Here is a 13,056-nt window from a genome sequence, read left to right as displayed (position 1 = left end):
CACGGTTCTGTGCCGTCCACGGTTCTACGCCGTCTTCAGGTAGTGGTCGAGCACTCTCACGCCGAAGTGCAGGGCGTCCACGGGGACGCGTTCGTCGACGCCGTGGAAGAGGGCCCCGTAGTCGAGGTCCGGGGGCAGCCGGAGCGGTGAGAAGCCGTAGCCGGTGATGCCGAGCCGGGAGAACTGCTTGGCGTCGGTGCCGCCGGACATGGTGAACGGCACGACGTGCCCGTCGGGGTCGAAGCGCTCGACGGCGGCCCGCAGCTTCGCGAAGGTCGGCGAGTCCACGGGCGCCTCCAGGGCGACCTCTCGGTGGTGGAACTCCCACTCCACGTGTGGCCCGGTCAGCTCGTCCATGGTCGCGGCGAACTCCTCCTCGGTGCCCGGCAGCGTCCGCCCGTCGATGTAGGCGACGGCCTGGCCCGGGATGACGTTGACCTTGTAACCGGCGTCGAGGATCGTCGGGTTGCTGCTGTTGCGGACGGTCGGCGCGACGAGGGCGGCAGCCGGCCCGAGCTTGTCCAGGAGGAGATCCACGTCGAGGTCGGGCGCGCGGGTGTCGATGTCGAGGGCGTACAGCGCGGCCAGTTCGGCGAGGGCGGCGCGGACGGTCGCGGTGAGGCGGACCGGCCAGGTGTGCGAGCCGATCCGGGCGACGGCGTCGGCGAGGCGGGTGACGGCGTTGGCCGTGTTCACCTTCGAGCCGTGACCGGCCCGGCCGTGGGCCGTCAGCTTGAGCCAGGCGGTGCCCCGCTCCCCGGCGGCGATCGGGTACAGCGTGGTGCCGGGCTGCGGGTGGAAGCTGAACGCGCCGGACTCGCTGATGCCCTCCGTGCAGCCGTCGAAGAGCGCGGCGTGCCGCTCGGCGAGGAAGCCGGAGCCGTCCTCGGCGCTCGCCTCCTCGTCGGCGGTGTAGGCGAGGACGATGTCGCGGCGCGGCCGGATGCCCTGCCGGGCCCAGGAGCGGACGACGGCCAGGACCATCGCGTCCATGTTCTTCATGTCGACGGCGCCGCGCCCCCACACGACCCCGTCGCGGACCTCGCCGGAGAAGGGGTGGGTGGTCCACTCGGCGGGGTCGGCGGGCACCACGTCCAGATGCCCGTGGACGAGGAGTGCCTCGGCCGAGGGGTCGGTGCCGGGGATGCGCGCCACCACGTTGGTACGGCCGGGGGTCCGTTCCAGGAGGGTGGGTTCGATGCCGACGGCGGCGAGCCGCTCGGCGACGTACTCGGCGGCGGGACGCTCACGGCAGTCGCCGCCGCCCCGGTTGGTGGTGTCGATGCGGATGAGCTCGGAGGTGAAGGTGACCACCTCGTCGAGCGCCGTCGTGTCCGGGCCCCGGACCTCCTCAGCCATACTGCTCCTCCACTGCGGCCGAGACGATGGTCGTGACCGCCTTGAACGTGCGAATTGCCTCGTACATCGTCCCGCTCGTGTACGTGACGCGCCGCTCTCCGCTTCGCGCCACGCCGGGAACCACCGTGGCGGCGGCGCCCAAGTGCTCGGCGTCGAACTCCAGCTCCACGGTGAAGGGGCCGCCGCGGACCGGCTCCTGGCGCACGGCGAGCGCGACGCCGGTCTTGGCCGCCGCCCGGATGTCGGCGGCGGTTCTGGCCGGGGTCCGGCACACCGCCGCGTACCGCGAGACGTAGTCCTTGACGGCGACCTTGGGTGCCTCCGGCGCGTAGCCGAGGGCGTCCTCGCAGGTGAGGTCGTCGCCGGTGACGAGTACGACGGGGACGCCGTACTCCGCGACCACGTGGGCGTTGAGCAGGCCCTCACTGGCTCGCTCGCCGTCGAGCCAGACGCCGGTGATCGAGTTGGCGAGATAGGTGTGCGCGAGGACCCCTTCGGTGCCGGCGCCCGTGTGATAGCCGACGAAGGCGATGCCGTCGACGTCACCGTGCTGCACGCCCTCGACCATGGAGAGGGACTTGTGGCGTCCGGTGAGCATCTCGGCCCGCTCGTCGAGCTGCTCCAGGAGCAGGTTCCGCATGGACCAGTGCGCTTCGTTGATGAGGACCTCGTCCGCGCCGCCGTCGAAGAAGCCCAGGACAGCGGCGTTCACATCGGAGGTGAACATCGAGCGGCACCGCTCCCACTGGGGCGTCCCGGGCAGCACGTCGGCGGGCCAGGTCACACCGGTCGCGCCCTCCATGTCGGCGCTGATGAGGATCTTCATGTCTGGCACCGTACGCGCCGCCCGGCGGCCTCACCACCCCTGTGGAAAACCGTCGTTGGAGTGGACCACTGGCGATCACCGGAACGGCCGTACGGCTCACCCCGGGGCCTTCGGACACCCCTGGGGTCCTCCTCGGCGAGGCGGCGCAGGGCGGCTGCGGCCTGGCCCGCAGGCGGTGTGCCGTCGTCCGGGATGCGCCAGAGGTACTGGCGTACGAACCGTTCCGTTTCGGGTGCGCCGTCGGCGGTCAGGGGCACGCCCTCGAAGGTGACGACGGTGGTGTCCGGTGCGCGGAGGTCCGTCGAGATCCAGCCCCTTCCCAGTCCCCACCCAGGGCGCCGCAGCAGCCCTCGGTGCAGTACGCCTCCGCGAGCCGCACCTCCCGGGGCTCGGGCCCGGCCCGCAGGGCGCCGTTCTCCAGGAGCTGCTCGGGCGACTCCCCGGACCCCTGGGCGTAGGCCTCGGGGACGAGGGGCCGCCCGTCGACGAGGAAGCGGGGCTCGACGCCGTCCGGGTCGCCGGGGTCGGCGACGGCGACCTCGATCCGCAGAGTCGGTGTGTCGGCGGGTTCCTCGGTCCGGGCGGCGCGGAGCTGCCGTGCGGTACGGCGGATCCAGTCGGCGCGCCGCCGGTCCTCCGGGTCGGTGGGGGTCTCCGGCTCCCCGACGGCGTCCAGGAGGACGCCGATCAGTTCCCGTCTGCGTCCCGGTGGCCAGGCGAGGAGGTGCGCGGCGCCGCTGTGCAGGTCGAGGGCGAGTGCGACCAGGCGGGCCTGGTGACCGAGGAGCGGGGGCAGCTCCTGGGCGCGGGCGCACCATCGGTTTTCCCGAGGCCCGATGCATGGAATCGGACGAAACATCGCCAAGGGGTGCGTATAGGCTGTCGGCCGCAGTTCTCGTACCCGACCTCCGGAGTGCTCTCGGTGACCATCGCCCTCGACCCGTCCGACACCACCCCCGCCGTCCCCGCGCCCGCCGACACGTCGGAGGGGTTCTGGGTCCAGCAGCCCGAGTCGCCGGCCGCCGAGGCTCCCGTCGACGAGCCCTCCGACGAGCCCGCCGACGACCTCGGCCCCGGCGCCGCCGCCGACCTCGACCCCGTCGTCGTCCGTGACGCCCTGGACTTCGGGGTCTACGCGCGGACCGGCGGCTGGGCCTTCGCCCTCAAGGTGGCACGCAGTGTCCGGCCCGGCGGCCAGCCCGCCGAGGGGACGGCCGCGACGAAGGTGTCGGCGAAGGCGTTCGCGGAGCTCGCGGGGTGCTCGCCGGAGCGGGTCATGCGCTACTACAAGGCCTGGGACATGGCGGCCGACGACGGTCTCGTCCCGCAGTTCGAGGTGCTCGTGCCGGGTGAGGACGTCGAGCTGCCCGACGCGGACGTCTGGCTCTCGTACTACACCTCCCGCAACAGTGCCTCGTCGGTGCGCGGTCAGGCGATCAGCGCGGCGGCCGAGGCGGAGGGTATCCGGCCGACGAAGGCGCTTGAGGTCGCGGAGAACCCGACGGCGCTGCGGGCCGCGATCCTCGCCGACCCGGGGACGGCGGAGGCGGCGCGCGGCGCGCTCCTCGACCGCATGAAGGAGGACCCGGCCCTTCAGACCGAGATGGCCCGCGCCTTCGCGCGGACCGACGATCTGAAGAAGGCGGTGGCGAGCGAGGCGAAGGCGGCCGACCGGATCGGGTACGTGCGCCAGATCGTCGAGAACGGTCAGATCAAGACCCCGGCCGGGCAGACCGTGGACGCGCCGGCCGAGCTGCGGGCCGAGGCGGAGCGGCATCTGTCGCTCCTCGACGAGCTCGACGACTCGGAGGAGGCCGGCGAGTGGGCCGGCGAGGCGTACGACACCGTCAAGGGCCTGGTCGCCAAGGCGGTCGAGGAGGATCCGGCGCTGCGGGTCCAGGAGCGGCGGACCAAGTTCTACAACAGCCTGCAGAAGGCGACGAAGGTCTTCGAGGAGCTGACCCTGGACGAGGTCATGGAGGAGGACATCTACGAGGCGGACATGCTCCAGCGCCTCGAAGCCCTCCAGGAGGCGATCGGCACCTGCATCAGCGCGCTGCGCAAGGCGACGACCACTCCCTGAGGGCAACGGCTCAGTCCTGAAAAGGGGAGCCCCGACCGATGTCTCGGTCGGGGCTCCCCTACTGCTTCGCATGCGGCCGGGCCGGTACGACCGGCCCGGCCACGCTCCTAGTGAGCGTCGAGCCAGCGGCGTGCCGCCGGGCTCAGCGGGGGCTCGTCCGGATAGTCCAGGAATCCGGCCGCCAGATCCTCGGCCCACTCCCGGAGCACCCGCGAACGATGCGGCGCCTTCAGCACCGAGGTGCTGATCTCGTGCTCCCACGTCGTCGCGAAGAGCAGCACGTTCCCGTCGAGCGAGAGCATGCGGAACTCGGGACGGCAGGGGGCGCTGCCGAGTGGCCCGGCGGCTCCCGCGCCCATGATGTCCCATTCGCTCTGCAGCTCGACGCAGAACCACTGCAAGCCGTCGTCGTCCGCGGTGTCCAGCGCGAGCAGGAACCTTCGGTCGGTCTCGGAGAAGAGCCCTCCTTCGACCGCCAGCCGGTACCAGTCGGCGTTCGCCCTCTCGTGCAGCTGCGGCTCAAGGACGTCCAGCATGGCTTCGACGCGCCCGTCCGAAGGCGGGCAGCTCGCGGCCTGGCCGGTGACGGCGGGCGGAATAAGCCCATCGGGCTCGGTCCATCCGTCGACGAGCGACAGACCCGCTGCGGCCAGTGAGTCCACTGCGGCCGGCGGCTTCATCGGGGAGACCCACCTCCATGACTCGCGTACCAACCGGATCCTGGCTGGTTCCACCTGCCTGGCAGGCGCCCGGCATATCCGTATTCGTGGACCGTATTGTAATTGTGGCCCAGGACGTACCCGACGACGCCGTCGGAGCGGACGAGAACGCGGTTCAGGGTGTCCCTGCCTCGCCTGTCCAGGACGGTGTACACCGTCGCGTCGTACCACGGGTTGTTGGTGTTGTAGGTGGTCACACCGTTTCGCACCCTGCGGGCGTCGTACCAGTCGAGACCGTTGTTGTTGACCCGCTGAGCCTGCCGACCGCTCTCCACACGGTTCACGGTCGCGTGAACGTCACCCGGGATCTCGGACCAGTTCTGCGCGTTCTCCGCCTGGCGCTTCTCCGTGAGCTCCGGCGAGTACGGGTCGACTTCCTCGCCACCGGTCGGGCAGCTGTCGTTGTGGTTGAGGAGCGAGGTGCCCGACGCCATCACGTAGTACGTGTGGAGGTCGGAGACCGTCAGGTTGTGAACCGTGGCCGCCTGGGCGGTCCTGCGCTCGATGCCGGTGATCTGGACCCGGGTTCCGGCGCTGGTCTGCAGCCACTGGCCCGACGTCAGGTCGGTGGCCTTGAGCCAGGCACGGAGTGCGGGCACCCAGAACGGGTGGCCTTCGGTCGCGGTGACCTGGGCCGTCTTCGATCCGGCCTTGCCGTCGGTGTCGACGGTGATCTTGACGAGGTGCTTGAGGCCCTGGCCCGTGATCTCCGCGGTGACCGTCTCGACCCGGGTCTGACCGGAGTCGGGGTCGGTCGCGAGGACCTTGTCGCCGGTCCTGACCTTCTCGATCGGCTTGGTGGAGCCGTCGGCCATCAGCACCTTCGTGCCGGGCACGAAGCTGTTGCAGCCGGCCTTGCCGGAGCCGCCGCCGCCGCTGGATCCACCGTTGCTGCGGGAGGAACCGCCGGAGCTTCCGCCCGGCTTGGACCCGCCGGACTTGCCCCCCTTGCCTCCGCCCGCCTGCGAGGAGGACTTGGGAGCGGCCTTGGCCTGGGAGCTCTTCTGAGCCGGGTTACCGGTCTTCTTCTTGGCGGCCGCCGCCGCTTCGGCCTTCCGTTTGGCGGCCTCGGCTGCCTTCTTCTTGGCCCGTTGCGCGGCCTCCTTCTTCGCCTTCTCGATGGCGATCTTCTTGGCTCTCAGAGCCGCGGCCTCGGCCGCCTTGGCCGCCTTGAGGACGGCTTCCGCGGCCGCCTTCGCCTTCTTGAACGCCTGGATGGCGTTGATCGTGCGGTCGACCGCCCTCAGGACGGAAGGGATCTTGCCCAGCTTGGTCCACGGGATCGCCCCGATGATCAGGCTGCCGCAGGACCACATGTCACCGCCGAAGCAGGCCATGGCGTCGGTGAGGCCGATGAAGTCGCTCAGGACGCTCCAGGCCGCGGCGAGGATCACCGAGGTCAGTGACTTGCCCGAGGTGGACTGCGCCTGCGCGACCTGCGCCGCGGACAGACCCGCGCCCAGGAGGGCCGCTGCCTTCTCCGAGGCGGTCAGGGTGATCGCCTCACCGGTCGGGTCCGCGTGGGTGACCGGGTTGTTGTGCGCGTAGACGTACCCGTTGGCCTGCAGCGGGTCGTTCAGATCCATCTGCGGGTCGGCGGACAGGAATCGTCCGACCACCGGGTCGTAGAGTCGGGCGCCCAGCAGCGTGTAGCCGGAGGCGTCGTCCCGGGTCTTGTTGAGGAACCCGGTGTGCGCCTGCATGTTGGCGCCGACCGTGCCGGCACCGCGCTGGTTGCCGAACGCGTCCTGCTTGCGGATCCGCACGTCCATCGAGGCGCTCAGCGCGACCTCGGTGTAGGTGGAACCCTGGTGGTCCGTGGTCAGAGCGACCAGCCGGTCCGCAGCGGTGCCGTAGGCGTAGCGCATGACCGAGCCACTGGGGGTGGTGTAGGTGCGCTGCGAGTTGACCAGGACGCCGCCCTGCTGGACGGTGACCTCCGTGTCACCCAGGTTCAGGGTGGCCGTCTTGCCGTTGATGGTGAGCAGACGCTCGCCACCGGGACCGTAGATGTGACGGGTGTCGTTCTGCGGCGCCCACAGCTGTGCGGCGGAGGCTCCGTCGCACGTGGCCAGGACGATCGCTGTGCCGCTGGCCGAGTTGGCACCCTGCACCGCCAGGCACAGGTTGGACGCGATGTGCGTCAGCTGGCCGGCGGCGTTGCGCCTCAGCTCCTGCGCCGCGGCGGCCGCGGGGGTGGCGGCGCACTTCTGGACCTGTACCGCGGACCCGAGAGTGTTGGCTGCCGGCTGGACGCACCAGTCGTCGAGCACCGACAGCGCGCCCCGGTTGGCGTCGATCTGCGGAGTCGTCGGCGTGCTCGGGGTGGGGGTGAACTTCCAGCTCTGCGCCGCGGAGGCGTTGCAGGTGTACAGCTGGACCGCCTGTGCCGCGGCCGGGATTCCGCTCTTGAGGTCGAAGCACTTGTCGGCCAGGCCCATGTAAGGGGTCTTGCCGCCGGCGCCCGCACCGGTGATCCGGTCGACCTTGCCGTCCGGCGTCCAGGTCAGCGTCTGCTTGTCACCGTTGTCGAGCGAGGTGACGGACTTCGTCTGACCCGTGAGCTCGTACAGGCGCTCGGCCTCGGCCTTGACCTGCGCACCCGCGGGGGTGGTGTAGGTCTTGGAGACCTTGGTGAGCGTGTGCGGCTGGCTCTTGGCCGCGCCCACACCGTACTCGTACGTGGTGGTCGCGTCCTTGGCCGTGGCGCCGGTCAGGTCCTTCTCGACCAGCTTGGTGCGGTTGCCGAGGAGGTCGTACTCGTACTCCTGCCAGTAGCCGGAGGTGTCCTTGCCCGCGGCGACGTTGAGCGTGCCGTCCGCGTTCTTCGGAGCGGTGCAGTTCTCCTGGTCCTTGGAGGTCCAGGCGGTCTTCAGCTCACCCAGCGGGTCGTACGTGAAGCACTGCCGCTCCTCGATCCCGGTGGCGTGCTCACGGATGCCCGTGACGTTGCCCGCGGGGTCGTAGGCGTACTCGCGCTTCGAGACCAGGTTGCCCTCGACCGGACCGGCACCGACCGTCTGCTCCCGGTAGACCATCTGGTTCTGGAGCTCGCCGGTGGACTCGTCGTACGAGTTCTGTGCCCACACCCGGTACGGCACCGCGCCCATGGTCGAGCGCATGACCTGGCCGTAGGGCGAGTAGACCGTCTCCGAGCCGTACCAGTCCTTGCCGGAGATCGAGAGCGGGTTGCCGTCCTTGTTGTAACGGATGACCAGCTTCTCCGGGTCGAACTTGCCGGCCTTGGGAAGGTGCGCCTCCTCCAGCATGCCGTTGTCGGAGAACTTGTAGTCGTACTGGTAGTCCGCGGGGATGCCCCACGTGCCGGCCACCGAAGAGGGCAGGGACAGCGTCGTCGAGGTCGGCTGGTAGTCCGTCGTGTAGCCGTTGACCTTCTGGGTGTACGCCAGGCCGTCGGTGTACCGGGTGGCGGAGGCGGGCATGCCCTTGCCGCCGGCGACGGAGTCGTACGAGAAGCCGGCGAGCAGCGTGCCCGTGGAGCCGCTCAGGCGCTGCTCCTTGGGCCGGGACAGCTCGTCGTATCCGTTCCAGATCGTCACGCCACGCGCGTCGGTCGTGGTCAGGGGCCGGTCACGGTCGTCGTACGTCATCCGCGTGGTGCCCGTGTCCGGGTCGGTCGCGGTCTCCATCCGGCCACGCATGTCGAACGTCCACGACCACGGGTGGGTCGGGTCGACCGAGCTCGTCGCCTTGGTCAGCTGACCGCGGCTGTCGTACGTGTAGCGCGTCGACGTGTAGCCGTCGGGCGCCGCCGGGTTGGTGGTGTCCGTGCGGACGGTGCGGCCGAGGGCGTCGGTGTAGACCTTGTAGGCCGAGGCGCCCTGCGGGTGGATCACCTTCGACCAGTCGGCTCCGTACTGGTAGCGGGTCGCCTTCTCGGGCACCTCCTGCGAGATGGCCTCGGTGGTCCCGGGGGCCTTCACCTTGAGGACCGGCATCTCCTCGAGCACACGGCCGAGGCCGTCGTACTTGTACCGGGTGATGTTCGGGACCGTGGTGTCGGCGCGCGGGCTGAACAGCTCGCCGCTCGGGGTGTCCTCGTTGAGGTAGGCGTTGTTGGTCTGGTAGACCTCACCGGCACTGTTGTACAGCGTGTCGGTGATCAGACGGCCACCGCCGTCCGCCTCCTCCTGCGACTGGCGCTCGCGGCCGAGACCGTCGTAGATCGTGACGGACTTCTCGATCCGGTTCTCGTAGCCGCGGCTGTAGGTCGTGATGTACGGGGGCTTGCGGAGCGTGCCGCCGTTCGGGTCGTCCGGGTCGGGCTCCTCGTCCGGAGTCACGTACTCGGCCTTGAAGTCCGGTACGTTGCCCCCACCCGGTGCCCGGCCGGGGGCCCAGGCCTCGGCGAGACGGCCCAGCGGGTCGAAGCTCGCCTGGCTGACGTGGCCGTTGGCATCGGTCGTCTTCAGCGTGACCGCGCGGCCCGGCTCCACCTCCTGGACCTGGGTGTGGCCCAGCGGATTCGTCTGGGTGATCTTGAACACCTGACCCGTCGGCGGGTCGAAGGCGATCGAGGACTCCTTCTTGTCCTGGTCGATCTGCTTGGTGACACGGCCCATGGCGTCGAAGACGACGGTGCCGCCGGTCTGGAAGCCGGTGCCGTCCGCCTTCAGGGACCACGTCTCGGTGGCCATACCACGGGTGGTGTCGGCGAGCGCCGTGCCGTACGCCGTGTTGTCGTACGAGGTCCGTGACCCGGCGGTCAGCGTCTTGAGATCGGCCCAGTTCGCGTCGGCACACGCCGTGGGCGAGACGAGGACCTGCTTGGTCAGACCGATGATGTTCTTGGTCGTGTTGTGCAGGTACTCAAGCTTGGTGCAGGACTCGTCACCGGTCTTGGTGGGGTCGGCGTCGCCGAACGACTCCACCTGTGTGGGCAGACCGTGGGTGGAGTCGAACGTCGTCCTGGTGCGGACGCTCCGCAGGGTGCGGGTGTCGTCACCCGTGCCCGACGACTTCGTGTACGCGATCTCCTCGGGCTCGGTGACCCGCCACGCCTTCAGCGGGTCGAGGCCGTCGCCGCGGGTACGGCTGGCGAGCTCGGTGGCCTCGGGGACGGTGAGGCTGCGGGTGAGCCAGTCGCCGTCGGCGTCGGTCGCGTCGGAGTAGCTGAACTCCTCGGATATTCGGCCGGCGAAGGCCTCACGGTCGTAGACCGTCGCACCGTCGTGGGTGAGGGTGGCGCCCGCGATGTTCTTCATCGGGACGGTGTCGCCCATGCCCCGGTAGAAGCGGGTGACCGCCTTGGTCTTCGGTCCCTCTGTCCCCGGCGTGTCCTCGCCCGGGGTGGAACCCTCGCCGTTGTCGGCGGCGACCTTCCGCTCGCCCGTGACGACGGCGGTCTGCTCGAAGCCCGCGAACTGCGAGTACGTGCGCGTGGACTTCTTGCTGAACTCCGCCTCGGCGAGCTTCCAGCCGGCGTTCTTGTAGTCGTACGACGTCCGCGTGGAGTACGAGCCGTCGACGTTCGGCAGCTCCTCGATGGAGTCGACCACGTACTTGTGGAACCAGTCGATGTCCTCGACCTCGGCGTCCGGGTGCCAGTACATCGGGTAGCACAGACGCGTGTTGGCCTTCAGAGCGGCGGTGTCCGTCTTGCCGGGCAGGCCCGTCCTGCTGGCGCAGCCGTCCGCCGCGTCGCCCCAGGTCGGCATCTTGTAGGTGACGACGGTCTCGCCGCCGTACTCGTTGATGACGCGACCGATGCGCAGCCTGGCGAAGCCGGGGCGCGGGTCGATCGGGTCGCCCTTCTCCGCCCCTTCCGTCTTGCGCAGCAGGACGCGGTTCGGCATCTCCTCCTCGTTGGACTCGAACCGGATCGGGTTGAGCTCGACCGAGGCGTCCGTCGAGCCGTTGCGGGCGTAGCCGGTGCGCTGGATGGACTCCAGCCACAGGGCCGTGTTCGGGCCGGTCTTGAGGACGGGGAACTTCTGGGTGAGCTGGTACTGGTCGACGTCCTGGCGCGCGGTGGTGTCGGTGCGGCGCTGGGCCGAGGTGATGATCTTGTCCAGGCGCTTGGTGGACCAGAAGGTCGGGCCGGCGTTCCAGCACTTCTTCTTGTCCGTCGCGGTGACCGCCTGGCACCGCAGGTCGGCGGGGGTGTCGTACCAGATGCGGTACTTGCCCGGGTCGCTCGACGTGAAGTTCTCGTCGCTGCAGGTCAGCGCGCCCTCGTTGTAGCAGCGCTCGTCGACGGTGAAGCGCACGCGGCCCGGGGCCGTGGCGCTGAAGACGGTGTCCTTGCGCTGGCCGTAGTCGATGTGCTTCAGGTAGCCGCCGCGGTGGTACTCGACCGGGCCCTTGAAGTAGAAGTTCTTCGCGTAGTAGTTCTTCTCGCGCGCCCACCACAGCGACATGGCGTTGCCGTGGACGTCCTCGACGTAGTCGAGGTTCCACTGCCAGGCCTGGTTGCAGGCGGAGGCCTTCCAGTCGGTGGTGGTCGAGCCCTTGTAGCAGGGCTCGCCCGGGTGGTTGCCGTAGACCGGCACCGCGAGCACGGAGTCGGTGTACGGGTCGTCGGCGACGTCGGGGCCGTTGTCCGACCAGCCCGGGAGCTTGTTCAGGCCGAAGTGGTACTTCGTGCCGTCCCTGGTGGTGACGACCCAGTACTCGCCGTCGGCGTCCTTCATGCCCGAACGCAGGTCCTTGGACGTGTCCTTGAACCGCTCGATCTTCGAGCCGTCACCGTTGGCGCTGAACCACTTCTGCTTGGTCTCGTCCCACACCAGCTCGGTGGTCATGCCTCCCAGCGACAGGGTGGCGTTCTCCGAGCCCCAGCACAGGTCGGCGGTCTTGTGGGTCGCGTTGTTCGACCCGGCCTTCTTGGAGTCCTGGCGGCAGTTGACGTACGTCCGGCTGATGGAGCCCGGGTTGTAGTCCCAGCCGTCACCGATCCAGGAGGCCTGGTTGTTGGACGCCGAGGTACGGCCGTCGACCGTCTGCGACGAGTAGCCCAGGCTGACCTTCGGGGTCAGACCGCCGGCGGCCTCCGGGACCTGCACCTGGTAGCCGTAGGTGAAGGCACCGTTCGACGAGCCCGCGGCCCAGGAGCCGGCGGACAGCAGCGGCGAGGCGGTGAAGTCGCCGTTCGCCGAGGCGCCGGTGTCCATCGCGCCGACGACCTGGCGGCCGGAGGAGTCGACGGCCGGGAGGGCGACCTGCCGGGCCGAGACGCCGGAGACCTTCGAGCGGGCGGCGCCGTCCTCGAGCAGGTTCGCGACCGGCACCGATCCGGAAAGGATCGTGCGGGTGGGCGCGTTCTTCTTGAGCTTGACCTTGGTGGGGGCCTTGGCGGCCGGCACCTCCTTGACCGTGGACCGCAGCCGCTCGATGTCGTCGGCGACCTCGGTCGTGCCGGACATGGTCTCCACGCCGGTGTCCGGGGCGCAGTCACCGGAGTCCGGGGAGTCGATGACACAGTTCGGCAGCAGGACCAGGCCGAAGCGCTCGGCGGCCTGGGGGCCGTAGCGGTCGGCGAATCCGGTGGTGTCGACCTCGAGCGTGACCTGCGCGGCCGGATCGGCGTCCGCCGGCGGAATGACCTCGAGGATCATGCCCGGGACGCCCGTGTCCTCCGACGTGGTGGTCGACTTGACCGCGACCTGCCAGTCACCGTCGACCATCGTCGGGTCCTGACCGAGCGGCACGCCGACCGCGACCGGCAGACCGACCGACGTGGTCTCGTTCACCACGGGGACCGTGGTGCCGGGCTGGGTCTGCGCCGTCAGCGGCGCCTTGCCGGCATCCTCCGCCCACGGGGAGACGCTCTCCGGCGCGTACGGGACGACCTTCTGCTCGTCCCCGAGGCTCAGCGCCTTGTCGGCGCCGGTGTCGTCGGCGAGCGCGGTGCTCTCCGGGATGTCCGGCAGGTCGACCTGGGAGGTCGTCTGCTCACGGCTCATCCCGTCGCCGGGAACGGCCAGGGCCTGCCCGCCCAGGCTCGTCACCGTCAATACCGATGACAAAAGAAGGACGGTCGCCGTGCGGCTTCGCCGACGGCGCCGTCGTTGTGACTCCGTCATGGCAAGGCGATTTCGCCCTGACCA

The 13,056-nt window shown here is 69.9% G+C and carries 6 protein-coding genes; 1 reads left to right on the top strand and 5 read right to left on the bottom strand.

Features of this window, described 5'->3' with window-relative positions:
- Nucleotides 1–24: 24 nt before the first annotated feature.
- The 3 genes from OG514_RS25405 to OG514_RS25395 form a co-directional block, all read right to left on the bottom strand.
- The gene (locus tag OG514_RS25405; RefSeq protein WP_266898586.1) at nucleotides 25–1,359 is read right to left on the bottom strand and encodes a M20/M25/M40 family metallo-hydrolase; all 1,335 of its coding nucleotides are present in this window, start codon (nucleotides 1,357–1,359) and stop codon (nucleotides 25–27) included.
- Nucleotides 1,352–2,185: a M55 family metallopeptidase gene (locus OG514_RS25400; RefSeq protein ID WP_266898584.1), complete on the bottom strand. Its 834-nt coding sequence runs from the start codon at nucleotides 2,183–2,185 to the stop codon at nucleotides 1,352–1,354. The genes OG514_RS25405 and OG514_RS25400 overlap by 8 nt, the downstream gene beginning before the upstream one ends.
- Nucleotides 2,186–2,432: 247 nt before the next feature.
- Nucleotides 2,433–3,050 (bottom strand): hypothetical protein, encoded by a 618-nt coding sequence (locus tag OG514_RS25395; protein WP_266898582.1) that lies wholly within the window; start codon nucleotides 3,048–3,050, stop codon nucleotides 2,433–2,435.
- Between the two features lie 57 nt (nucleotides 3,051–3,107).
- Here OG514_RS25395 and OG514_RS25390 point away from each other — a divergent pair, with 57 nt between their 5' ends.
- The gene (locus OG514_RS25390; protein WP_266898580.1) at nucleotides 3,108–4,268 is read left to right on the top strand and encodes a hypothetical protein; all 1,161 of its coding nucleotides are present in this window, start codon (nucleotides 3,108–3,110) and stop codon (nucleotides 4,266–4,268) included.
- A gap of 107 nt (nucleotides 4,269–4,375) precedes the next feature.
- On the opposite strand, the gene OG514_RS25385 is transcribed toward OG514_RS25390, so the two are convergent.
- Together OG514_RS25385 and OG514_RS25380 are read right to left on the bottom strand one after the other, a co-directional pair.
- Nucleotides 4,376–4,948: a hypothetical protein gene (locus tag OG514_RS25385; RefSeq protein WP_266898578.1), complete on the bottom strand. Its 573-nt coding sequence runs from the start codon at nucleotides 4,946–4,948 to the stop codon at nucleotides 4,376–4,378.
- Entirely contained in the window at nucleotides 4,945–12,957 is an 8,013-nt protein-coding gene (locus tag OG514_RS25380; protein ID WP_266898576.1) for a ricin-type beta-trefoil lectin domain protein, read from the bottom strand. The genes OG514_RS25385 and OG514_RS25380 overlap by 4 nt, the downstream gene beginning before the upstream one ends.
- Between the last annotated feature and the right edge of the window lie 99 nt (nucleotides 12,958–13,056).

This window comes from Streptomyces sp. NBC_00572 (assembly GCF_026341815.1).
In the GTDB taxonomy this organism is placed as follows: Bacteria; Actinomycetota; Actinomycetes; order Streptomycetales; family Streptomycetaceae; genus Streptomyces.
Note: the sequence above shows the minus strand (reverse complement) of the source record. Positions and strands in the feature narration are given on the sequence as shown.

Coding starts and splice junctions, on each gene's coding strand:
- OG514_RS25400 (WP_266898584.1), bottom strand. CDS start 2,185: ATGAAGATCCTCATCAGCGCCGACATGGAGGGCGCGACCGGTGTGACC.
- OG514_RS25405 (WP_266898586.1), bottom strand. CDS start 1,359: ATGGCTGAGGAGGTCCGGGGCCCGGACACGACGGCGCTCGACGAGGTG.
- OG514_RS25385 (WP_266898578.1), bottom strand. CDS start 4,948: ATGAAGCCGCCGGCCGCAGTGGACTCACTGGCCGCAGCGGGTCTGTCG.